19 protein-coding genes are annotated in these 21533 nt (G+C 64.9%); all 19 read right to left on the bottom strand.

Annotated elements, in window-relative coordinates; genetic code table 11:
* Window positions 1-172: 172 nt before the first annotated feature.
* The 19 genes from accD to AC07XB_RS36940 all read right to left on the bottom strand — a co-directional run bounded on the left by accD (window position 173) and on the right by AC07XB_RS36940 (window position 21531).
* The gene (gene accD / locus AC07XB_RS36850) at window positions 173-1045 is read right to left on the bottom strand and encodes an acetyl-CoA carboxylase, carboxyltransferase subunit beta (RefSeq protein WP_043347984.1); all 873 of its coding nucleotides are present in this window, start codon (window positions 1043-1045) and stop codon (window positions 173-175) included.
* A 182-nt stretch (window positions 1046-1227) separates the two neighbouring features.
* Entirely contained in the window at window positions 1228-2025 is a 798-nt protein-coding gene (gene trpA / locus AC07XB_RS36855; protein ID WP_492376526.1) for a tryptophan synthase subunit alpha, read from the bottom strand.
* 2 nt (window positions 2026-2027) lie between these two features.
* On the bottom strand, window positions 2028-2936 hold the full coding sequence (locus AC07XB_RS36860; protein WP_043347990.1) for a DNA-methyltransferase: 909 nt from the start codon (window positions 2934-2936) through the stop codon (window positions 2028-2030).
* Window positions 2936-4129 carry a tryptophan synthase subunit beta gene (gene trpB / locus AC07XB_RS36865; protein WP_492376527.1) on the bottom strand — a complete coding sequence of 398 codons (1194 nt, stop codon included), beginning with the start codon at window positions 4127-4129 and terminating at the stop codon, window positions 2936-2938. Before trpB ends, AC07XB_RS36860 begins: the two co-directional genes overlap by 1 nt.
* A gap of 127 nt (window positions 4130-4256) precedes the next feature.
* Complete coding sequence (locus AC07XB_RS36870) at window positions 4257-4958, bottom strand: phosphoribosylanthranilate isomerase (RefSeq protein WP_492376528.1); 702 nt, start codon at window positions 4956-4958, stop codon at window positions 4257-4259.
* Window positions 4942-5766 (bottom strand): tRNA pseudouridine(38-40) synthase TruA, encoded by an 825-nt coding sequence (gene truA, locus AC07XB_RS36875; protein ID WP_492376529.1) that lies wholly within the window; start codon window positions 5764-5766, stop codon window positions 4942-4944. The genes AC07XB_RS36870 and truA overlap by 17 nt, the downstream gene beginning before the upstream one ends.
* Window positions 5767-5954: 188 nt before the next feature.
* Window positions 5955-8843: a motility hub landmark protein FimV gene (locus AC07XB_RS36880; protein WP_493688185.1), complete on the bottom strand. Its 2889-nt coding sequence runs from the start codon at window positions 8841-8843 to the stop codon at window positions 5955-5957.
* A gap of 326 nt (window positions 8844-9169) precedes the next feature.
* The gene (gene asd / locus AC07XB_RS36885; protein ID WP_043348001.1) at window positions 9170-10306 is read right to left on the bottom strand and encodes an aspartate-semialdehyde dehydrogenase; all 1137 of its coding nucleotides are present in this window, start codon (window positions 10304-10306) and stop codon (window positions 9170-9172) included.
* Between the two features lie 328 nt (window positions 10307-10634).
* The gene (gene leuB, locus AC07XB_RS36890; protein WP_492832832.1) at window positions 10635-11702 is read right to left on the bottom strand and encodes a 3-isopropylmalate dehydrogenase; all 1068 of its coding nucleotides are present in this window, start codon (window positions 11700-11702) and stop codon (window positions 10635-10637) included.
* Window positions 11703-11750: 48 nt separating this feature from the next.
* On the bottom strand, window positions 11751-12401 hold the full coding sequence (leuD, locus tag AC07XB_RS36895) for a 3-isopropylmalate dehydratase small subunit (RefSeq protein WP_150993316.1): 651 nt from the start codon (window positions 12399-12401) through the stop codon (window positions 11751-11753).
* 10 nt (window positions 12402-12411) lie between these two features.
* The gene (locus AC07XB_RS36900) at window positions 12412-12543 is read right to left on the bottom strand and encodes an entericidin A/B family lipoprotein (RefSeq protein ID WP_006161612.1); all 132 of its coding nucleotides are present in this window, start codon (window positions 12541-12543) and stop codon (window positions 12412-12414) included.
* 16 nt (window positions 12544-12559) lie between these two features.
* Complete coding sequence (leuC, locus tag AC07XB_RS36905) at window positions 12560-13969, bottom strand: 3-isopropylmalate dehydratase large subunit (RefSeq protein ID WP_174428408.1); 1410 nt, start codon at window positions 13967-13969, stop codon at window positions 12560-12562.
* 295 nt (window positions 13970-14264) lie between these two features.
* Window positions 14265-14966 carry an ABC transporter ATP-binding protein gene (locus AC07XB_RS36910; RefSeq protein WP_043348012.1) on the bottom strand — a complete coding sequence of 234 codons (702 nt, stop codon included), beginning with the start codon at window positions 14964-14966 and terminating at the stop codon, window positions 14265-14267.
* Entirely contained in the window at window positions 14966-15745 is a 780-nt protein-coding gene (gene livG, locus AC07XB_RS36915; protein WP_043348014.1) for a high-affinity branched-chain amino acid ABC transporter ATP-binding protein LivG, read from the bottom strand. Before livG ends, AC07XB_RS36910 begins: the two co-directional genes overlap by 1 nt.
* Window positions 15742-17016 carry a high-affinity branched-chain amino acid ABC transporter permease LivM gene (locus AC07XB_RS36920; RefSeq protein WP_492832830.1) on the bottom strand — a complete coding sequence of 425 codons (1275 nt, stop codon included), beginning with the start codon at window positions 17014-17016 and terminating at the stop codon, window positions 15742-15744. Before AC07XB_RS36920 ends, livG begins: the two co-directional genes overlap by 4 nt.
* 7 nt (window positions 17017-17023) lie before the next feature.
* Window positions 17024-17950 (bottom strand): high-affinity branched-chain amino acid ABC transporter permease LivH, encoded by a 927-nt coding sequence (gene livH / locus AC07XB_RS36925; protein ID WP_492832828.1) that lies wholly within the window; start codon window positions 17948-17950, stop codon window positions 17024-17026.
* A gap of 195 nt (window positions 17951-18145) precedes the next feature.
* The gene (locus AC07XB_RS36930; RefSeq protein WP_492832826.1) at window positions 18146-19261 is read right to left on the bottom strand and encodes a branched-chain amino acid ABC transporter substrate-binding protein; all 1116 of its coding nucleotides are present in this window, start codon (window positions 19259-19261) and stop codon (window positions 18146-18148) included.
* A gap of 640 nt (window positions 19262-19901) precedes the next feature.
* On the bottom strand, window positions 19902-21203 hold the full coding sequence (gene gltA, locus AC07XB_RS36935) for a citrate synthase (protein WP_006161619.1): 1302 nt from the start codon (window positions 21201-21203) through the stop codon (window positions 19902-19904).
* Window positions 21204-21243: 40 nt separating this feature from the next.
* Window positions 21244-21531 (bottom strand): FAD assembly factor SdhE, encoded by a 288-nt coding sequence (locus tag AC07XB_RS36940; RefSeq protein WP_006161620.1) that lies wholly within the window; start codon window positions 21529-21531, stop codon window positions 21244-21246.
* Window positions 21532-21533 lie beyond the last annotated feature (2 nt).

The raw sequence follows: 21533 nt of genomic DNA on the forward strand, positions 1-21533 counted from the left end.
GCGAGACAAGAAAGTAGGTCGCCTCCCCGCAGGGGAGGTGAAACTGCCTTTGACTTTGCAGTTAAGCAGTTAAGCAGCTGCAACTAAGCCCATCACCCACCACCCGTCACCCCAAAAAGCGAAAAAGCGCGAACAACCGCCCGCGCCTGATCACCATCAACCAACCCAACCCTTATGCCACCGCATCCGCCGGCTGCTTCTGCAGCAAAGCCAGCAACTGCGCCAACTCATCCCGCAGCTTGCGACGATCGACAATCATATCGATCGCACCCTTCTGCAACAGGAATTCAGCCCGCTGGAAGCCCTCAGGCAGCTTCTCCCGCACGGTCTGCTCGATCACGCGGGGACCGGCAAAGCCGATCAGCGCCTTGGGCTCAGCAATCACCACATCGCCCAGGAACGCAAAGCTGGCCGAAACACCACCCATGGTGGGATCGGTCAACACGCTGATGAACGGCAGCTTGGCATTCGACAGCTGGTTCAGCATGGACGTGGTCTTGGCCATCTGCAGCAGCGACAGCAGGCTTTCCTGCATGCGTGCGCCGCCCGTGGCGGTAATGCAGATGAACGGCACCTTCTGCTCCAGCGCCGCCTGGGCGCCACGCACGAAGCGCTCGCCCACCACCGAGCCCATGGAGCCGCCCATGAATTCGAACTCGAAGCAGCTCACCACGACCGGAATGGTGTGGATGGCGCCGCCGATCACGACCATGGCATCGGTCTCGCCGGTGTCGTCCATGGCGGCCTTGATGCGGTCCGGGTATTTCTTGGTGTCCTTGAACTTCAGTGCGTCGACCGGCAGGATTTCCTGGCCGATTTCATAGCGGCCTTCGGCGTCCAGCAGCCCGTCGAGGCGGGCGCGGGCGCGGATGCGCATATGGTGGTCGCACTTGGGGCAGACGTGGAGGTTGGCCTCGACGTCGGTCCGGTACAACACCGACTCGCACGACGGGCACTTGACCCACAGCCCTTCCGGAATGCCCTTGCGGGTGGAGGGGTCGGTCTGTTGAATCTTGGGAGGGAGGAGTTTATCCAACCAGCTCATGAAAGGCTCCTTTCGGCACATGTGCGGAACATGTCAGGCCGCGAATTTACCATGCCTGCGGTCCGCAGTCCCCATTCCGCCGGGGCGATACGCCTGTTGCGGCACAACGGCCGTCAAAATCCGTGTTTTTTGCTGGATTCACCGCCCGTGCGTCGACACGGGCAGCGGCACTTCAATCACATTCAGGCATCCAGCGCCTGGCGGATTTCCGCGATGAACGACCGCAGCGATTGTACCGCCTGGTCGCGCGGCGCATCTTCCAGCAATTGCACCAGGCGGCTGCCGATCACCACGGCGTCGGCCACGCTGCCGATCGTGCGCGCGGTCTGCGCGTCGCGGATGCCGAAGCCCACGCCCACCGGCAGGTTGGCATGGCGCTTGATCAGCGGAATGCGCTCGGCCACGCTGTCGAGGTCGATGGTGGCCGAACCGGTTACGCCTTTGAGCGACACGTAGTACAGGTAGCCGCTGGCCAGCTTGGCCACGGCTTCGATGCGATCGTCGGTGGAAGTCGGCGCCAGCAGGAAGATCGGGTCCATCTCGTTGGCACGCATCTGCGCGGCGAAGGACTCGCACTCCTCGGGCGGATAGTCGACCACCAGCACGCCATCGACACCGGCGGCGCGCGCGGCCTTGGCGAAGGTTTCCTCGCCCATGCGCTCGATCGGGTTGGCGTAGCCCATCAGCACCACGGGTGTCGCCGCGTTGGTCTGGCGGAACTCGGCCACCCAGGCCAGCACCTTGGTCAGCGTCACGCCCTGCGCAAGCGCGCGCTCGGAGGCACGCTGAATCACTGGGCCGTCGGCCATCGGGTCGGAAAACGGCACGCCAAGCTCGATCACGTCGGCCCCGCCCGCCACCAGCGCGTGCATCAGCGCAACGGTCAGGCCGGGCTCGGGGTCACCAGCGGTGATGAACGGAATCAGGCCCTTCTTGTTCTGCGCGGCCAGCGCCGCGAAAGTCGTTTTGATTCGGGACATGGTCATTGAGCGAGAGTGGGCAGCGGCGTGGACGAGGCAGCCAGCAGGGGCTCATCGTTCGCGGCTGCGATGTTCAGGGTAGCGGGCGCGGCCTGCGGCGTAGTGATGCATGCCGCAACGCGCGCGCGCGCCACGTCGACATAGTCGGGATTCATCTCGAAGCCGACGAAGCGGCGCCCGTGCAACGCGCAGGCTACGGCCGTGGTGCCGCTGCCGGTGAACGGATCGAGCACCAGCCCGCCCGGCGGGCAGCTGGCCAGCACCATGCGTTGCACGATATGCAACGGCTTCTGGGTCGGGTGATTGGCGCGCTCCGGATCCTGCCGGTGGATGCGCGGCACGCTCCACAGGTCCTTAGGGTTATAGCCAACCTCCAGCCACTTCTTGCCCTCGAAGCGCGGACGGCTGCGCGCCTTCTTGGTCTCGGCGTCGTACGGCACGCGCACCGGGTCGAGGTCGAAGTAGTAGTCGCGGGCCCGGGCAAAAAAGCCGATGTTGTCGTGCACCGAGGAATATTTGCGCGTGGTGCCGCCCATGCTCGGCACGCGCCGGTCCCAGATGATCTCGTTGATCATGGTCAGGCGCTGCTTGAGCATCACGAACAGCTCCGGCGAGTATTGCCAGGTGCAGAACAGGTAGAGCGAGGCGCGCGGCGCCAGCTTGGGCACCACCGCATCGATCCAGCTCGCGGACCATTCCAGGTAGGCGTCCCCGGACAGGCGATCGGAGTCATTGCCGTAGTCCTTGCCCAGGCCATAGGGCGGATCAGCCACGATCAGGTCGATGGAGCCGTCGGCAATGCGCTTGATGCCTTCCAGCACGTCTTCCTGGTAGAGCGTCAGTTGCGGTGCGGCGATGGGCGCGGACGGGGCGCCGCCTTCAGCGGCGCCCGGCGGGAGAAAGTCGCGCATCAGAGGGTCAGCCCCGAACGCTCGGCCACGGTATGCATGTCCTTGTCGCCACGGCCGGACAGGTTCACCAGCAGCAGCTTGTCCTTGGGCAGCGTGGGCGCGAGCTTGCAGGCGTAGGCGATCGCGTGGCTGGACTCCAGCGCCGGGATGATCCCTTCGATGCGGCAACAGTCGTGGAAAGCCTTCAGCGCCTCCTCATCGGTGATCGGGACATACTCGGCGCGGCCGATATCCTTGAGCCATGCGTGCTCGGGGCCGACGCCGGGATAGTCCAGGCCGGCGGAGATCGAATGGGTCTCGATGATCTGGCCGTTGGCGTCCTGCAGCAGGTAGGTGCGGTTGCCGTGCAGCACGCCCGGTGAGCCGCCGATCAGCGCGGCGGCGTGGCGGCCGGTTTCCAGGCCGTCGCCGGCGGCTTCCACGCCGATCAGGCGCACATCCTTGTGCTCGATGTACGGATAGAAGATGCCCATGGCATTGGAGCCACCACCCACGCAGGCGATCACGGCATCGGGCTGGCGGCCCGTCATCTCCGGCATCTGCACCTTGGCCTCTTCGCCGATCACGCACTGGAAGTCGCGCACCATCATCGGGTAAGGATGCGGGCCGGCCACGGTGCCGATGATGTAGAAGGTGTTCTCGACGTTGGTGACCCAGTCGCGCATGGCTTCATTGAGCGCGTCCTTGAGGGTCTTGGAGCCGCTTTCCACCGGCACCACGGTGGCACCCAGCAGCTTCATGCGGTAGACGTTGGCAGCCTGGCGCTTGACGTCTTCCGAGCCCATGTAGACCACGCACTCCATGCCGAAACGCGCGGCGATGGTCGCGGTGGCCACGCCGTGCTGGCCGGCGCCGGTCTCGGCGATCACGCGCGGCTTGCCCATGCGCTTGGCCAGCAGTGCCTGGCCAATCACGTTATTGATCTTGTGGGCACCGGTGTGGTTGAGGTCTTCGCGCTTGAGATAGATCTGCGCGCCGCCGAGCATCTCGCTCCAGCGCTGTGCGTGATAGATCGGCGAGGGGCGGCCGACGAAATGCTTCAGCTCGCGGCGGTACTCCGCGTCGAACTCAGGATCCTTCTGGAAGTGCGCATAGGCTTCGCGCAGTTCGTCCAGCGCGTGCACCAGGGTCTCGGATACAAAGGAACCACCATAGGGGCCAAAATGGCCACGGGAATCGGGCAGGTCGTACATGAGTCAGCTCTTCTGAACGGGGCCCTTGCCGTTCTGGCAGGGGCCCGATGACGTTAGGGTCGTGCGCGGGGCAGGTGCGGTTTGCGGGGGATATGCGGGAGGCCGAGCGCCTGGACGGCAACTTGACTCACCCGGCATCCGCGCTGCGCACCGCGCGCACGAAGGCGGCAATCCTGGCGTGGTCTTTCACGCCTTTGGCAGCCTCCACGCCGCTGCTTACATCGACAGCGTAGGGCCGCACGCGCTCAATCGCGCCAGCGACGTTTTGCGCGTTCAACCCACCACTCAAAACGATCCGAGGAGCGGCGCTTGCGGTCGGGTTGTGGGTGGGCGGAAGCCATGCCGGGGGTATCAGGGTCCAGTCGAAGACGTGCCCGCCACCGCCGTAGCCTTCGACGAAGGCATCAAGCAGCAAGGCAGCGGCATCACGATGCAGATCCGCGAATTCTACCAAATCGAGGCCCGGCTGCACGCGTGCCGCACGCAGAAACGGCAGCCGGCAGCGCTGGGCCACCAGGGTGCAGTCCTCGGGGCGCTCGTCGCCGTGGAATTGCAGTAGCGTAAGCGGCACACGCTCCACCACATGGGCAATATGATCGGCCTCGGCATTGACGAACAGGCCCACCACCGACACGAAGGGGCCGGCGGCTTCGGCCAGCGCTGCGGCGCGTGCCACCTCGACAAAGCGCGGGCTGCCCGGATAGAGCACCAGGCCGATCGCGTCGGCGCCGGCATCGACCGCGGCGCGGACATCGTCCTCGCGCGTCAGCCCGCAGATCTTGATGCGGGTGCGGCTCGGCGCACTGCCTGCTTCAGGCAACTGGGTCATTGGCAAACACTCCATGAAACAGGCTGGCGGCCGTCTCGGCGACCGGGATCTGGTACTGCTCAGGATACTTCACCCCGGCCAGGTAAAGGCCGTCGGGCATGAAAGTGGGCGCTGCCTTGGCGCGGTTGCGCCCTGCCAGCACTTCGGCCAGCCACTCCGGCGGGTTGCGCCCCCGCCCTACCGCCACCAGGCAACCCATCAGGTTACGCACCATGTGGTGCAGGAAGGCGCTGGCGCGAAAGCGCACGAACAACCAGTCGCCGTCGGCCTTCAAGGTGATGTCGTACATGGTCTTGACCGGCGACTTCGCCTGGCACTCGGCGGCGCGAAAGGCCGAGAAATCGTGCTCGCCCAGCAGGCAGCCCGCGGCCGTGCGCATGGCGTCGACGTCCAGGCCCTTGCCTGGCGGCAGCATCAGGTAGCCCGCCCTGCCGTGCACCAGCGGCACACGGTGCGGCCCCACGTAGAGCGCGTAGTAATACATGCGCTCGAAGGCCAGGAAACGCGCATGGAAGCTGTCGTCCACCGGCTTTGCCCATTGCAGCGAGATGCTGGGCGGCAGGAAGGCGTTGACGCCGCGCACCCAGGAAAACGGTTCGCGCGTCAGCTCGGTGTCGATGTGGATCACCTGGCCGAGCGCGTGCACGCCGGTATCGGTGCGGCCCGCCACCGTGGTCGGCACCCGGCTGCCGGCGAACTGCGCGATGGCGTCCTCGAGCCGGTCCTGCACCGTATTGCGGTGCGGTTGCGACTGCCAGCCGGAGAAGGCGGCGCCGTCATAGTGGAGGCCGAGGGCAATGCGGGTCATGGGGCGGAAATTGACGACGGAAATTGACGATCAACGGGAGCTAGCGAAAACGGCGCGGCGCCGATGAGGATCGCCCGGCTGCCGGCTCGCAAAAAAACAAATGCGCCGGGAGCCACGCTCCCGGCGCATTGGTGGCGAGCTGCCGGGCGCATCGCTTGCGCACAGCCCGCCATTCTACAGCTTGGCTGTCAGGCCACGTCCCGCAGCAAAGTCTTGGCTTCGGTCAGCAGCGGGTCCTGCGACTGCTCCACCACTTCCTGCAGCAATTCCCGCGCGCCTTCCTTGTCGCCGATCTCGATATAGGCGCGGGCCAGGTCGAACTTGATCTGCATGTCGCGGCCACCATCGGCGGAGTCGGCCGACAACGTGCTCGGCGAGATGCCGCGCGCCGTGTCGAGCCCGCTTTCCGCACTCACGCGGGACAGATCGATCGGCTCGGACAGCTTGCCGTCGCGCAGCATGGTCGGCGCCGGCAGGGACGAGCCGAACGAGGAACGTGCCTCGTCATGCACTTGCGCCGGGCTGTCGGCACGCGCGTCGGCATGGCCCGCCGGACTGAGGTCCAGCGAGATGCCGGACATGTCGAAGTCGAGCGGACGGCTACGCGTAGGCGAATCCAGCGCCGGGATGTCGTCATGACCGTCATGAGCACCGATGGCATCGGCCTCGGGCAGATCCAGGCCAAGGCCATCGTCCAGGCGCGCGGCTAGCGCCGAAGGCGCCGCCTCGCCATTGCCGAACACGCGCGAGGCGGACTCGGGCGCGGTGATCGGCGCACCGGCTGCCGGCGCGGGGAACCCATCCAGCGGCAGCGCGAAGTCTGCCAGGTCCGCCAGCGGGGTTTCACGCGGTGCCGCCGCCAGGTCTTGCGACGGATCGTGGGTGCGCCACTGATCGGCCGGCAAGGTAGTGGTGTCAACCGACGCGACATCGGGCGCCACATTCAAGTACAAGGCATTGTTCGGATCGAGGCTACGCCCCATCTCCGCTGCCTGTGTCCACTCCGCCCCGTGTCCTCCAGTCTGGGCGAACATTTCTTCTGCAATCACGCGAAAACCTTCCACATCCTGACGAGTGTTGTAAATCTCCATGAGCTTGAGGCGGATCGCCTGGCGCTCAGGGTTTTGCTGCAAGGCTTCGCGCAGGATTTCCTCGGCCTGCACATCGCGCCCGTAGGCGATATAGACATCGGCCTCGGCGATCGGATCGACCTCGTTGGCTTCCGCGGCATTGTTGCCAATGCGGAAATCCGCTCCGAACACGCTGTGCTGCGAGGTGTCCACGCTCTGCCCGCCCGCGGTGCCGAACAGCGAATTGCCGCCGGCCATGACGGTGCTTTCCTGCGACAGGATGCTGTCCCCGAAGGCCGCGCTGTCGCTGGTCTTCTGTTGCTGGCGCCGGCGATAGATCGCGTAGCCGCCCAGCAGGGCAATCAAGAGTCCGCCGCCTGGCAGCAGCATCGGATTGGCAAGCAGGTCTTCGATGAAGGACGGCTGGGCCACCGGCGCGGGCTGCGTCACGACCGGCGGGCGCTTGGCGGCAGGCGCGGAAGCGGCAGCAGGCCTGGCGGCAGCCGCAACGGTGGCGTCCGCGGCATTCGTGCCAGCACTACTGGCGTCAGCGGTGGCCGCAGGCGCGGACGCCGGGGATGCTGCGAGCGGCGCCGCTGCCGCGGCGGCCGTGGCCGCGCTGGCGCCAGCGCTGGCCGTTGCCGGGGCCGGGGCCGGCGCGGCAGCGTCGGCCTTAGCGGCCTCAGCCGGAACCACGGCAGGTGCGGCGGCGGGAGCTGCAGGTGCGGCGGCCGAGTCCTTGCCCGCCCCCTTCTGTACCTGGGCCAGCTTGGCGATCTCGGCGTTCTTCAGCTCGACCAGCCGCTGCATGTCGGTCACGTTCTTCTCAAGCTGCGCGAGGCGTGCCTCGGCCTCCTTGAGTTGGCGCTCCTTGGCGATAGTGGCTTCGGTTGCCGCAGCGGCAGCAGCTTGGCTGGCACGATCGGGCTTGCTGAGCTTGAGCTCGTCGCGTGGGCCGGCGGCCGGGGCGGCCTGTTCCTGCACGCGCGCGGTGACGTTGCCCGACTGTTCGCGGCCACTACCGGCCTCGACCGAGCGCCCCGCCGCCGCCGTAGCCAGGCGGCTGCGGTAAGCGTCGAAGCCCTGCGTGCGCGCCACCACTTCGCGGCGTGCCGCGCGGGGCGTGACCGATTGCGCCTCTTGCTGGCTAGGCACCTTGAGCACGGCGCCCGCCTTTAGGCGGTTCATATTGCCGCCAACGAAGGCGTTCGGATTGTTGCGATAAAGCGCGACCAGCATCTGGTCCAGCGATACCGAATCCTGTCCCTGGGACGCCTCGCCGGCAATGGCGGAGAGGTTGTCGCCTCGCTGCACGGTGTAGGTGCCGCCAGCCGCGGCAGCACCGTCCGCCGAAGCCTGCGTGGCGGCGCGGTGCGCACGCGGCGCTGGAGCCTTGGCCTGGGGCCGTGGCGCCGGGCTGGCCGCCACGGGAGGCGGAGCCTGCACCGACGGCGCGGGCACGGGCGCGGCGCTTGGCGCGGGCGCCGCCGGGCTGGTGGCGCCCGATTCGTCGGGCGTGCCCGCCTGCACTACGGTGGTTGGCGAGAATGTCTGGTTGGAAGGCTTGGCTCCTGCCGGATCCAGCAGGAAGGTATACGCGCGCGACACCTTGCCGCTCGCCCATGTCATGTCGACCAGGATGTCGACAAAGGGCTCGCTGAGCGGCTGGGTTGACCGGACCCGTGCCACATAGCTCCCATTGGGGCGGCGCTCGACCTGCAGCCGCAGGCTGCTGACCGCAGGCAGATATGTCAGGCCGGCCTTGGCATATGCATCGGGCGACGCCAGCTTGACGGCCAGGCCGTCCGCTTCTTCCGCACTGACGCCGCTAATATCGATTTCCGCTTGCAGCGGCTGACCCAGATTCGACTGTACCCGCAATTGCCCGAACCCCGCGGCATACGCGGCCGGCTGCGCGAGCAGCAAACCGAGTGCCGTGAAGGCCAGCGTTGACCAGCGCTGGCGGGCGGTAGGCGCATCTTTCCGGCGATGTTGGCTCACACTCACCTTGTGCTCCGTTGTGTTCTAGTAGTGAAATTAACTTAACATCAATGGTTTAGCGCAGCAAGTTAGCGTCCCGACTGAGCCCCGCGCCAACTTGTACGGACGTGCGGATGACCGCCCCGCAGCCCGGCATATGCCGCCTGTATTGTGACGCAACACCGGGAAAAATAGGCGGCTGGGCGTGACAACGCCGCGCACAGGCGCGGCGTTGTTATCAAAGCCCGTGGTTTCTGTTGCCTTGCTGCAACGGAACCACGGAGGCCTTGCGCGGAGCCTCAAGACATGGACCAAGACATGACTCAAGCGCTGCTTGGGAGCAAGTCCCTGGCTCAGGCTTCGATCAGGATGCGCAGCATACGACGCAGGGGCTCGGCGGCGCCCCACAGCAGCTGGTCGCCGACGGTGAAGGCCGAGAGGTATTCTCCGCCCATCTGCATCTTGCGCAGGCGTCCCACCGGAATGGTCAGGGTGCCGGTCACGGCGGCCGGCGTGAGGTCGGTCATGCTGGCCTCACGGGTATTCGGCACCACCTTGGCCCACTGGTTGTTTTCGGCCAGCATGGCTTCGATCTCATCGAGCGGCACGTCGCGGCGCAGCTTGATGGTCAGCGCCTGCGAATGGCAGCGCATGGCGCCAATGCGCACGCACAGGCCGTCCACGGCGATCGGCGCAGCGCCGGTCGCACCCAGGAAGCCTTCGCCGCGACCCAGGATCTTGTTGGTCTCGGCGCCGGCCTTCCATTCTTCCTTCGACACGCCGTTGCCCAGGTCCTTGTCGATCCAGGGAATCAGGTTGCCAGCGAGCGGCACGCCGAACTGCTTGGTTTCGTCCGCGGACAGGCCGTGCTGGGTCGCCAGGATGGTGCGGTCGATTTCCAGGATGGCCGATGCCGGGTTATCCAGCAGCGACTTGACCGACGCGTTGAGCGTGCCGAACTGCGTCAGCAGCTCGCGCATGTGCTGCGCGCCACCGCCCGAAGCAGCCTGGTAGGTCATGGACGTCATCCAGTCGATCAGGTCGTGCTGGAACAGGCCGCCCAGGCCCATCATCATGCAGCTGACCGTGCAGTTGCCGCCGATGAAATTCTTGACGCCCTTCGCCAGCGCGTCCTTGATGACACCAAGGTTGACCGGATCCAGCACGATGATGGCATCGTCCTTCATCCGCAGCGAGGACGCCGCGTCGATCCAGTAGCCCTTCCAGCCAGCTGCGCGCAGCTGCGGGAAAATCTCGTTGGTGTAGTCACCGCCCTGGGCGGTGAGGACAACGTCGCACTTCTTCAGCGCTTCGATGTCGTTCGCGTCCTTGAGCTTGGTTTCATTCTTGGCCATGGCCGGAGCCTGGCCGCCAGCGTTGGACGTGCTGAAGAATACGGGCTCGATATGGTCGAAATCGCGCTCTTCCTGCATGCGTTGCATCAGGACGCTGCCGACCATTCCTCGCCAGCCGACGAGACCTACAATCATGACTAACCTCGGATGTGATTTGAACTTCCCCGCGCTTTCCTCGCCCGACGTGACTGCGCGGGGAAGACGAGCAGGCACGACGAACGATCTAGCCGATCGTTTTGGTAGTAATGGTTTTAATCGTCGTTGCGGTAAGCGGGTGGCCGTGCGAACCCAGGCCAACCGGGCTGCGGGTAGCAACCGGGGCGGCGATGGCAGTCGAGGGGGACTGGAAGATTCGGACCATTCGCGAAGTCTACACGATTTTGTGGCGCTGCCACACGGGGGAAATCGGGGACAAATGAAAGAAAAGGCGCCGCATGCGGCGCCTTTTTAACTTTAATGCGGCTTACAGGGCCGCGAGCACGGCCTCGCCCATTTCACGCGTGCCGACTTGCTTGCAGCCCGGCGTCAGGATGTCGCCGGTGCGATAGCCCTGGGCCAGCACCTTCTTGACGGCGTTCTCGATGCGGTCGGCCTGTTCGGCGCGGTTCAGCGAGAAGCGCAGCATCATCGCCGCCGACAGGATGGTGGCCAGCGGATTGGCCACGCCCTTGCCCGCGATGTCCGGAGCGGAGCCGTGCGACGGTTCGTACAGGCCCTTGTTGTTGGCGTCCAGCGAAGCCGACGGCAGCATGCCGATCGAACCCGTCAGCATGGCAGCCTCGTCCGACAGGATGTCGCCGAACATATTGCCGGTGACGATCACGTCGAAGCTCTTGGGCGCCTTGACCAGCTGCATGGCCGCGTTGTCCACGTACATGTGCGACAGCTCGACTTCCGGGTATTCCTTGTGCACGTCGATCACGACGTCCCTCCAGAACTGGAAAGTCTCGAGCACGTTGGCCTTGTCCACGCTGCACAGCCTCTTGCCGCGCTTGGCCGCGGCCTGGAAGGCCACGTGGGCGATGCGGCGGATTTCCGGCTCGCTGTAGCGCATGGTATCGAAGCCTTCGCGTGCGCCCTTGAAAGGACCGTCCGGGGCTTCGCGCATGCCGCGCGGCTGGCCAAAGTAGATGTCGCCGTTCAGCTCGCGCACGATCAGGATGTCCAGGCCGGCCACCAGCTCGGGCTTCAGGCTGGACGCACCAGTCAGTTCCGGATAGCAGATCGCCGGACGGAAGTTGGCGAACAGCTGCAGGTGCTTGCGCAGGCCGAGGATGGCCTGCTCGGGACGCAGCGGGCGATCCAGCTTGTCGTACTTCCAGTCGCCCACGGCGCCGAACAGGATGGCGTCGGCTTCCTGGGCCAGCTTGAGCGTGGCGTCGGGCAGCGGATGGCCGCTGGCCTCGTAGCCGGCGCCGCCCACCGGGGCGGTTTCCATCTCGAATTTTTCGTCGAGCGCGTTCAGGACCTTGACGGCCTCCGCGATGATCTCGGGACCGATGCCGTCACCCGGCAGGACTGCGATTTTCATGCTTTGTCTTCCTTGTTTTGTCTCAGCGTCTCAGCGTACCAGCCGGCCTCAGCCGACCACGCGGTTGTTCAACCACGGCATCCTGGCCACGCGCTCTGCCTCGTACGCCTTGATCTTGTCGGCATGGCGCAGGGACAGGCCGATATCGTCAAAGCCGTTGAGCATGCAGTACTTGCGGAACGGCGCGATGTCGAACGGGTAGCTGTTGCCGCCCGGCGTGACCACCAGTTGCTTATCGAGATCGATGGTCAGCTTGTAGCCGTTGAACGCATTGGTCTCGTTGAAGATGTGGTCGACCTGCAACTCGGTCAGCACCACCGGCAGCAGGCCGTTCTTGTAGCAGTTGTTGAAGAAGATGTCGGCAAAGCTCGGCGCGATCACGGCGCGAAAGCCATATTGCGTCAGCGCCCAGGGAGCGTGCTCGCGCGAGCTGCCGCAGCCGAAGTTGCGGCGGGCCAGCAGGATCGAGCCGCCCTGGTAGCGCGGCTGGTTGAGCACGAAGTCCGGGTTCAGCGGGCGGAGGCTGTTGTCTTGCCCGGGCTGGCCCACATCCTTGTAGCGCCATTCGTCGAACAGGTTCGGGCCAAAGCCGGTGCGCTTGATCGACTTGAGGAATTGCTTGGGGATGATGGCGTCGGTGTCGACGTTCTCGCGGTCCAGCGGCACCGTGAGCCCGCTGTGTACAGTGAACTTGTCCATGGTCGGTTCCTTACTTCTTTGCCGCGCTTTCGAGCGAGCGGCCTGCGGCCTGTGTGTCCTTGCCAAGGCCGGCCATCGTATGGCAGCCGGCCAGTTGCAGCATGCCCAGGCATGCGAGCAACACAATCAGGGCTTGTTTCATGATGAGCCTGCGCGAATTAGCTGAGCTGGCGGATATCGACGAAGTGGCCTTCGATGGCGGCCGCGGCGGCCATCGCCGGGCTCACCAGGTGAGTCCGGCCACCCGCGCCCTGGCGCCCTTCGAAGTTGCGGTTCGAAGTCGACGCGCAGCGCTCGCCCGCCTCCAGGCGGTCGGCGTTCATGGCCAGGCACATCGAGCAGCCCGGCTCGCGCCACTCAAAACCCGCGGCCTTGAAGACCTTGTCCAGCCCTTCACGCTCGGCCTGCTCCTTGACCAGGCCCGAGCCCGGCACCACCATCGCCAGCTTCACGTTGGACGCCACGCGCCGCCCCAGCTTCTGCACGACCCACGCAGCGGCACGCATGTCTTCGATGCGGGAGTTGGTGCAGGAACCGATAAAGACCTTGTCGATCTTGATGCTGTCCACTGGCACGTTGGGCTGCAGGCCCATGTACTCGAGCGCGCGCTCCATGGCGTTGCGCTTGTTCGGGTCTTTTTCCTTCTCGGGATCCGGCACGCGGTCCTCGATGCTGACCACCATCTCGGGCGAGGTGCCCCAGGTCACCTGCGGACGGACCTCTTCCGCGCGCAGCTCGACCACCTGGTCGAAATGCGCACCGGCGTCCGAATGCAGCGTGCGCCAGTAGCCCACAGCCTGCTCCCACTCCACGCCCTGCGGCGAGAACGGGCGGCCCTTGACGTACTCGAGCGTGACATCGTCCACCGCCACCAGGCCAGCGCGCGCGCCCGCCTCGATGGCCATGTTGCACACCGTCATGCGCCCTTCCATGCTCAGGTCGCGAATGGCCGAGCCGGCGAACTCGATGGTGTAGCCGGTGCCGCCCGCGGTGCCGATCTTGCCGATCACCGCCAGCACGATGTCCTTGGCGGTGCATCCGCGCGGCAGCTTGCCTTCCACGCGCACCAGCATGTTCTTGGCCTTCTTGCCCAGCAACGTCTGCGTGGCCAGCACGTGCTCCACCTCGGAGGTGCCGATGCCGTGCGCCAGCGCGCCAAACGCGCCGTGCGTGCTGGTATGCGAATCGCCGCAGACCACCGTCATGCCCGGCAGCGTAGCGCCCTGCTCCGGCCCGATCACGTGCACGATGCCCTGGCGCAGGTCGTTCATCTTGAACTGGGTGATGCCGTACGCGTCGCAGTTGTTATCCAGCGTATCCACCTGCAGCTTCGACACCGGATCGGCAATGCCCTGGCTACGATCCGTGGTCGGCACGTTGTGGTCCGACACCGCCAGGTTGGCGCTGATGCGCCAGACCGGGCGCTGCGCCAGCTTCAGGCCTTCGAACGCCTGCGGGCTGGTGACTTCGTGCAGCAGATGGCGATCGATGTACAGCATCGTGGTGCCGTCATCCTCGACGTGCACGGTGTGGTCATCCCAAAGTTTGTCGTAAAGCGTCTTGGCCATGATGCAGGGGGGGCGGGCCGGGACCGTTTGGTACAGCACGGTTGGCGGCGTCGCGCGGTAGTTTGGGGGATTTTTCGCAGGAACGCGGGCAACGAAATGCGGCTTGCTGCGATGCTTGACTTCACAATCGATTATGCCACAGCGATAGCGCGCGACCGGGCCGTGGCCGGCCTGCGCGGCGGCGGAAATGTAATGTGATTGGCGAAAGGGGGATTTCGCCGATGGCGAAAAGGGGGAATGGCGAGGGTCTTCTCCCGCTCGCCCGCCAGGCGGGTGAGCGGGAGAAAAACTGGGCTCAACCGCCCAGGTAAGCGCTCTTGATGCGGTCGTTGGCCAGCAGATTGGCGCCGGTGTCCGCCAGCACCACGCGCCCCGTCTCCAGCACATAGCCGCGATCCGCCACGCCCAGCGCCTTGTTGGCGTTCTGCTCGACCAGGAACACTGTGACGCCCTCGTCACGAATGGTCCGGATGATGTCGAAGATCTGTGCGATCACCAGCGGTGCCAGGCCGAGCGTCGGCTCGTCCAGCAACAGCAGGCGGGGCCGGCTCATCAGTGCGCGGCCGATGGCCAGCATCTGCTGCTCGCCGCCGGACATGGTGCCGGCGCGTTGCGTGGAGCGCTGCTTGAGCCGTGGGAAGAGCTTATAGACGTGCTCGACGCCCGCCTCGATCTCGTCGCGCTTGCCGAAGAAGGCGCCCATCTTCAGGTTGTCCAGCACCGTCAGGCTGGGAAACACGCGCCGCCCCTCCGGCGAGATCGCCATGCCGAGGCGCATGATCTCGTGCGTGGGACGGCGCGTGATGTCCTGCCCTTCAAACATCACGCGCCCGCTCGACGCGCGCGGCGAGCCGCACACGGTCATCATCAGCGTGGTCTTGCCAGCGCCGTTGCTGCCGATCAGCGTGACGATCTCGCCCTTGTTCACCTCAATCGATACGCCAGACAGCGCTTCGATCGCGCCGTAATGGGTATGGACTTGTTCCAGCTTCAGCATCAGTCCTCTCCCAGGTAAGCCTTGATCACGCGCGGGTCGTTGCGCACTTCGGCCGGTTTGCCGACCAGGATCGGGCGGCCGTGTTCCATCACCAGGATGCGGTCGGACACGCCCATCACCAGACTCATGTCGTGCTCGATCAGCAGCACCGAGATCTTGTGCTCGCGCCGCAACTGGTCGATCAGCTGCGACAGCTCGACCTTTTCCTGCGGGTTGAGGCCGGCAGCCGGCTCGTCAAGCATCAGCAGGCGCGGATTGGTGATCATGCAGCGCGCGATTTCCAGCCGGCGCTGGTGGCCATACGACAGCGTGCCCGCCTCGCGGTTGGCCACGCCACGCAGCCCCATGCGCTCGAGCCACAGCGCGGCACGCTCCAGCGCCTCGCGCTCGGCACGGCGGTAGGCCGGCGTGGCAAACAGCCCGCGCAGCAGCCCGGAGCGTACCTGCAGGTGTTGCGCCACCAGCAGGTTCTCGACCACCGTCAGTTGCTTGAACAAGCGGATGTTCTGGAACGTGCGCACCAGGCCACGGCGCGCCACCTGGTGGCTCGGCAGGCGGGCGATCGAATGCCCGTCCAGCATGACCTCGCCGGCGGTGGGCTTATAAAAGCCGCCCACGCAATTGAACACCGTGGTCTTGCCCGCGCCGTTGGGGCCGATGATGGCGAAGACCTCATCGCGGCGCACATCGAAATCGATGCCGTCGACCGCCAGCAGGCCGCCGAAGCGCATCTGCAGGCCGGAGACTTTCAGCAGTTCCGCTGATTGAACTTGGCTCATTGCGGCAACTCCACATGGGGGCGGCTCGCGGGCAGCAGGCCCTGCGGACGCCACATCATCATCAGCACCATCACCAGGCCGAAAATCAGCATGCGGTACTCGGCAAAGCCGCGCGCCATTTCCGGCAGCGCGGTCAGCAGGATAGCGGCCAGGATCACGCCCAGCTGCGAGCCCATGCCGCCCAGCACCACCACCGCCAGGATCAGCGCGGACTCGATAAAGGTGAACGATTCGGGATTGACCAGGCCCTGGCGCGCGGCGAAGAACGCGCCGCCCAGGCCGGCGAAGGCCGCGCCCAGCGTGAACGCCGACAGCTTGATGCGGGTCGGGTTCAAGCCCAGCGACCGGCAGGCGATTTCATCCTCGCGCAGGGCTTCCCATGCGCGGCCCATCGGCATGCGGATCAGCCGGCTGGTGACGAACAGCGTGAAGCCCACCAGCAGCAGCGCCAGCAGGTAGAGGAAGATCACCATGTGCTCGCCGCTGTAGTCCCAGCCCAGCAACTCATGAAAGGTCTTGACGCCTTCCACGCTCGAACTGCGCGCCATCTCGATGCCAAACACGGTCGGCTTCGGGATGCCCGACACGCCGTCCGGTCCACCGGTGAGGCTGGTCAGGTTGTTGAGCAGCAGGCGGATGATCTCGCCGAAGCCCAGCGTGACGATGGCCAGGTAGTCGCCGCGCAGCCTCAGCACCGGAAAACCCAGCACGAAGCCGAACAGCGCCGACATGCCGGCGGCGATCGGCAGGCACTCCCAGAAGGTCAGCCCGAAGTATTGGTTGAGCAGCGCGTAGGTGTAGCCGCCAACCGCGTAGAAGCCGACGTAGCCCAGGTCGAGCAGGCCGGCATAGCCCACCACGATATTCAGGCCGAGGCCCAGGATCACGTAGATCAGCGCCAGCGTGGCCACGTCCACCGCGCCGCGCGAGCCGAAGAACGGGAACACCAGGCCAACCGCCAGCAGCAGCCAGATCACCTTGCGCTGCTGGGTCGCGCCCAGCGCGGGCAGGCTCGGCACCTTGACGCCGGCCGTGGCGCGCTGGAACAGCGGCTTGAAGAGCTGGAACAGGAAGACCGCACCCACCGCCAGCCACACCGGCTTCCAGTGCGGCTCGAGCACGACCTTGTAGCCATCGAGCTTCAACTGCAGCCCCAGCACGGGAATGGTCAGGATGGCCGTCATCACGGCCGCGACGATGGCGTTCTTCAGGGTCTGCCCTGCCGGCGCGCCCTGCGCCAAACTGATTGGCGTAGAAATAGCTTGTGTCATAGCGTCCTCACACCTTTTCAACGTCAGGCTTGCCCAGCAGCCCGGTCGGGCGGAACAGCAGGATCAGCACCAGCAGGCCGAACGCCACCACGTCCTTGTACTCGGCCGGCATATAGCCGGAGGCAAAGGTCTCGGCCAAGCCCAGCAGCACGCCGCCGAGCATGGCGCCCGGGATGCTGCCGATGCCGCCCAGTACGGCCGCGGTGAAGGCCTTGATGCCGGCCACGAAGCCGATATACGGGTTGAGCTTGCCGATGGTCAGGCCGATCAGCACGCCGCCCACCGCCGCCAGCATCGCGCCCAGCACGAAGGTGAAGGAGATCACGCGGTTAGTGTCGATGCCGAGCAGGTTGGCCATGCGCATGTCTTCGGCACAGGCACGGCAGGCGCGGCCCATGCGCGAGTGGCCAATAAATAGCGTCAGCGCGATCATCAGCACCAGCGTCACGCCCACGATCAGCAGGCGCGAATACGGCATGGTCACGGTGAAGTCACTGCCCATCTGAAACTCGATGGCGCCGGAGATCAGCACCGGCACGGACATGTCGCGCGCGCCCTGCCCGATCTGCACATAGTTCTGCAGGAAGATCGACATGCCGATGGCGGAGATCAGCGGCACCAGCCGCGGACCGCCGCGCAGGGGCCGGTAGGCCACGCGCTCCACGGCAAAACCATACAAACCGGTGACCAGGACGGACACCAGCAAGGCGGCGCCCAGCACCAGCGGCAGCGGATAGCCCGCGCTCGCGCCGATGGCGGTGAGCGTCACCAGGCCCACGTAGGCGCCGATCATATAGATCTCGCCGTGGGCAAAATTGATCATGCCGATGATGCCGTAGACCATGGTGTAGCCAATGGCGATCAGCGCATAGATCGCACCCAGCGTCAGGCCATTGACCAGCTGCTGGGTAAACTGTGGAAGGAACTCGTTCATGCGGGAAGCCCCATAACTTTGAAGCTGGAGACGCCGGCGTTGCAGGACGTGCGCAAGCGCCGGGCCGGCTCCGTAATGCCGGATATGCCCAGGCCCCGGGCGCGGCGGATAAACCGCGCCGGCCGGGCAACCGGACCCCGATACCAAAACGCCCCGCTCAAGCCATGAGCGGGGCGCGCAAAGCCAATGTGCGGCTTAGTTGGCAGCGGTCTTGGTGGCGTCCTTGTGCCAGGTAAACACAACGAACTTGAACGACTTCAGGTCGCCCTGCGCGTCGTACTCGACCTTGCCGATCGGAGTCTGGAAGGCGTTCTTGTGCATGTACGCGGCAACCTTGGTCGGATCGGTGCTCTTGGCGCCGGCGATGGCGTCGCCAATGATCTGGACCGCGGCGTAGGCCGGCATCTGGAACGGACCGTTGGCGTCACGCTTCTTGTCGGCGAAGGCCTTGACCAGCGCGGCGTTGGACGGATCGGCGGAGAAGTCGGCCGGCAACGTGACCAGCATGCCTTCCGAAGACGCGCCGGCGATGGCCGTCACGTCCTTGTTGCCCACGCCTTCAGGACCCATGAAGGTCGCCTTGACGCCCTGCTCGCGCGCCTGGCGCAGCAGCAGGCCCATTTCCGGGTGATAGCCGCCGAAGTAGACGAAGTCCACGCCTTGCGACTTGAGCTTGGTAATGACGGCGGAGTAGTCCGAATCGCCGGCGTTCACGCCTTCGAACACAGCCACGGGGATCTTGGCGGCTTCCAGGTCCTTCTTCACCGACGAGGCAATGCCCTGGCCGTACGACTGCTTGTCGTGCAGGATCGCGACCTTCTTGGGCTTGATCTTGGTGATGATGTACTGGGCAGCAGCCGGGCCTTGCTGGTCGTCGCGGCCGATGGTGCGGAAGATGAACTTGCGCTTCTTGTTTTCGGTCAGCTGCGGCGCGGTGGCCGACGGCGTCACCATGACGATGCCTTCGTTCTCGTAGATGTCCGAAGCCGGGATGGTCGAGCCCGAGCACACGTGGCCGATCACGTAATGGATCTTCTGGCTGACGATCTTGTTGGCTACCGCCACGGCCTGCTTCGGTTCGCAGGCGTCGTCCATCATCACCACTTCGAACTTGTTGCCGCCCGCGCCGCCGGCGGCATTGATCTGCTCGATGGCAGTCAGCGCACCAGCCTTGACCATGTCGCCGTACTGGGCAACGGAGCCGCTCATGGGGCCGGCAATGGCAATCTTGACGGTTTCAGCGTTGGCAGCGGCGCCGAAAGCGCACAGGGCCGTGGCCAGGGAGATGGTCGTAAGACGGGACAGCGTCATTCAGGAGCTCCTCGATTATGGTTGGGTCATGGGCTGAGACGGCATGACCTGCGCAATCGAACAACACCCGCGAGCTAAAACCTGGAAAAGACGCCCGAGACGCGGAAGACGGGCCTGCAAGAAATGAAGCGTGTGCGGGGCCCGGCATGTGTCAGCCCTCCTATGCAATCCATGCAACGGAAGACCTTGGTTCGGAAAGACAACGTTGATGCGTTCTCTATTGCGCAGGTGATTCGCCTGCCCCGCTCGCCTCAACGCAGTCCGGAAGGGTGGCCCGGCTGCTGTCGGCAAAGCAGCCCGCATTATAGGGTCAAATTCCGCGCCGGATGGCACATTTGCACAACAAATGAGGATCTTAATGGTAGTAACACAGCACAAATCGTCGGAAATTGGCGTTATCGCCACGTTTCACGCAATAAATCTTTTGCGCCGCACAAGTGCCGGCGAGCTTGGAGGACAAGGCCTTGGCAAGGCCGATGCGTTTGGTATTGCTGCGCCGCCCCAGCGAGCCATTTCGCGTCTTGGCTGGGGGATCAGATCCGTGCACGTGCACGCGCAAAAAACAAAACGCCCCGGCCATGGCCGGGGCGTTTCGTGATGCATACGGCGCCGTGACTGCCAGCGCCGCCTTACCGGGGCATTAACGCGTGCCCATATCCGGCACGTTGCGGCTTGCCGCGCCGTTGAACAGCTGGCGCGGACGGCCGATCTTGTATTCCGGATCGGTGATCATTTCTTCCCACTGCGAGATCCAGCCCGGCGTGCGTGCCAGGGCGAAGATGCAGGTGAACAGCGACGTCGGGATGCCGAGTGCGCGCTGCACGATGCCCGAGTAGAAGTCGACATTCGGATACAGCTTGCGGCTGACGAAGTACTCGTCTTCCAGCGCGATCTTTTCCAGTTCCATGGCGAGCTTGAACAGCGGGTCGTTGTGCAGGCCCAGTTCGTTCAGCACTTCATAGCAGGTTTCGCGCATCAGCTTGGCACGCGGATCGTAGTTCTTGTACACGCGGTGGCCAAAGCCCATCAGGCGCACGCCCGAGTTCTTGTCCTTGACCTGCTTGATGAACTCGGTGATGTTGTCGACGCTGCCGATTTCCTCAAGCATCTTGAGGGCGGCTTCGTTGGCGCCACCGTGGGCCGGGCCCCACAGGCAAGCCACGCCGGCGGCGATGGCGGCGAACGGGTTGGTACCCGAGGAGCCAGCCAGGCGCACCGTGGAGGTGGAGGCGTTCTGCTCGTGGTCCGCGTGCAGGATGAAGATGCGGTCGAGCGCGCGCTCGAGCACCGGGTTCACCTTGTACGGGGCGCACGGCGTGGAGAACATCATCTGCATGAAGTTGCCCGAGTAGGACAGGTCGTTCTGCGGATAGATGTACGGCTGGCCGATGTTGTACTTGTAGGCCATGGCGACCAGGGTCGGCATCTTGGCGATCAGGCGGATCGCGGAGATTTCGCGCTGGTGCGGATCATCGATGTCCATGGCGTCGTGGTAGAACGCGCTCATGGCGCCCACCAGGCCCGTCAGGACGGCCATCGGGTGGGCATCGCGGCGGAAGCCGCGCAGGAAGAACTGCATCTGCTCGTGAACCATGGTGTGGTTCATCACGGCGCCCACGAATTCTTCCTTCTGCTTGGCATTGGGCAGTTCGCCCTTGAGCAGCAGGTAACAGGTTTCCAGGTGGTCGCACTTGGTAGCCAGTTGCTCGATCGGGTAGCCGCGATACAGCAGCTCACCCTTGTCCCCGTCGATGTAGGTGATCTTCGAATTGCACGAAGCCGTCGACATGAAACCGGGGTCATAGGTGAACTTGCCGGTTTGTCCGTACAGCTTGCGAATATCGATTACGTCGGGGCCAACGGTACCCGTATAAATCGGCAGCTCAACGCTGGGGGAACCATCGGAAAACGATAGCGTGGCTTTCACATCGGACGGCGTCATGTCGGTTCCTTCTAATGCTGACTAATAATGTTGACGAAACTCAGACCGAACGCAGCAGGGCAATCACGTGCTGCATCGGGGGCGTGTCGAGCTCACCGTCCAGCTCCTTGCGCGCAAGAAGCAGGTCCATCAACTCGTTGTCGCTCAGCTCGAAGAGTTCGGAGAGCGAGGCCACGTCCTGGTCGGAGAGGCTTTCTTCGTAACGGTTGAAAAAACGTTCGACGATGATGTCGTTCTCCAGGAGGCCGCGCCGCGCGCGCCAGCGCAGTCGTGCACGCCGGTGCGGGTCGGCCTGGTGGGAGAAACTGGGGGAAACACTTTCGGTCATAG

This window comes from Cupriavidus sp. GW821-FHT02F09, from assembly GCF_059421605.1.

Bases quoted from the DNA above. Each gene is read 5' to 3' on its own strand.
- accD (WP_043347984.1), bottom strand. From the start codon at position 1,045: ATGAGCTGGTTGGATAAACTCCTCCCTCCCAAGATTCAACAGACCGAC.
- trpA (WP_492376526.1), bottom strand. From the start codon at position 2,025: ATGTCCCGAATCAAAACGACTTTCGCGGCGCTGGCCGCGCAGAACAAG.
- AC07XB_RS36860 (WP_043347990.1), bottom strand. From the start codon at position 2,936: ATGCGCGACTTTCTCCCGCCGGGCGCCGCTGAAGGCGGCGCCCCGTCC.
- trpB (WP_492376527.1), bottom strand. From the start codon at position 4,129: ATGTACGACCTGCCCGATTCCCGTGGCCATTTTGGCCCCTATGGTGGT.
- AC07XB_RS36870 (WP_492376528.1), bottom strand. From the start codon at position 4,958: ATGACCCAGTTGCCTGAAGCAGGCAGTGCGCCGAGCCGCACCCGCATC.
- truA (WP_492376529.1), bottom strand. From the start codon at position 5,766: ATGACCCGCATTGCCCTCGGCCTCCACTATGACGGCGCCGCCTTCTCC.
- asd (WP_043348001.1), bottom strand. From the start codon at position 10,306: ATGATTGTAGGTCTCGTCGGCTGGCGAGGAATGGTCGGCAGCGTCCTG.
- leuB (WP_492832832.1), bottom strand. From the start codon at position 11,702: ATGAAAATCGCAGTCCTGCCGGGTGACGGCATCGGTCCCGAGATCATC.
- leuD (WP_150993316.1), bottom strand. From the start codon at position 12,401: ATGGACAAGTTCACTGTACACAGCGGGCTCACGGTGCCGCTGGACCGC.
- AC07XB_RS36900 (WP_006161612.1), bottom strand. From the start codon at position 12,543: ATGAAACAAGCCCTGATTGTGTTGCTCGCATGCCTGGGCATGCTGCAA.
- leuC (WP_174428408.1), bottom strand. From the start codon at position 13,969: ATGGCCAAGACGCTTTACGACAAACTTTGGGATGACCACACCGTGCAC.
- AC07XB_RS36910 (WP_043348012.1), bottom strand. From the start codon at position 14,966: ATGCTGAAGCTGGAACAAGTCCATACCCATTACGGCGCGATCGAAGCG.
- livG (WP_043348014.1), bottom strand. From the start codon at position 15,745: ATGAGCCAAGTTCAATCAGCGGAACTGCTGAAAGTCTCCGGCCTGCAG.
- AC07XB_RS36920 (WP_492832830.1), bottom strand. From the start codon at position 17,016: ATGACACAAGCTATTTCTACGCCAATCAGTTTGGCGCAGGGCGCGCCG.
- livH (WP_492832828.1), bottom strand. From the start codon at position 17,950: ATGAACGAGTTCCTTCCACAGTTTACCCAGCAGCTGGTCAATGGCCTG.
- AC07XB_RS36930 (WP_492832826.1), bottom strand. From the start codon at position 19,261: ATGACGCTGTCCCGTCTTACGACCATCTCCCTGGCCACGGCCCTGTGC.
- gltA (WP_006161619.1), bottom strand. From the start codon at position 21,203: ATGACGCCGTCCGATGTGAAAGCCACGCTATCGTTTTCCGATGGTTCC.
- AC07XB_RS36940 (WP_006161620.1), bottom strand. From the start codon at position 21,531: ATGACCGAAAGTGTTTCCCCCAGTTTCTCCCACCAGGCCGACCCGCAC.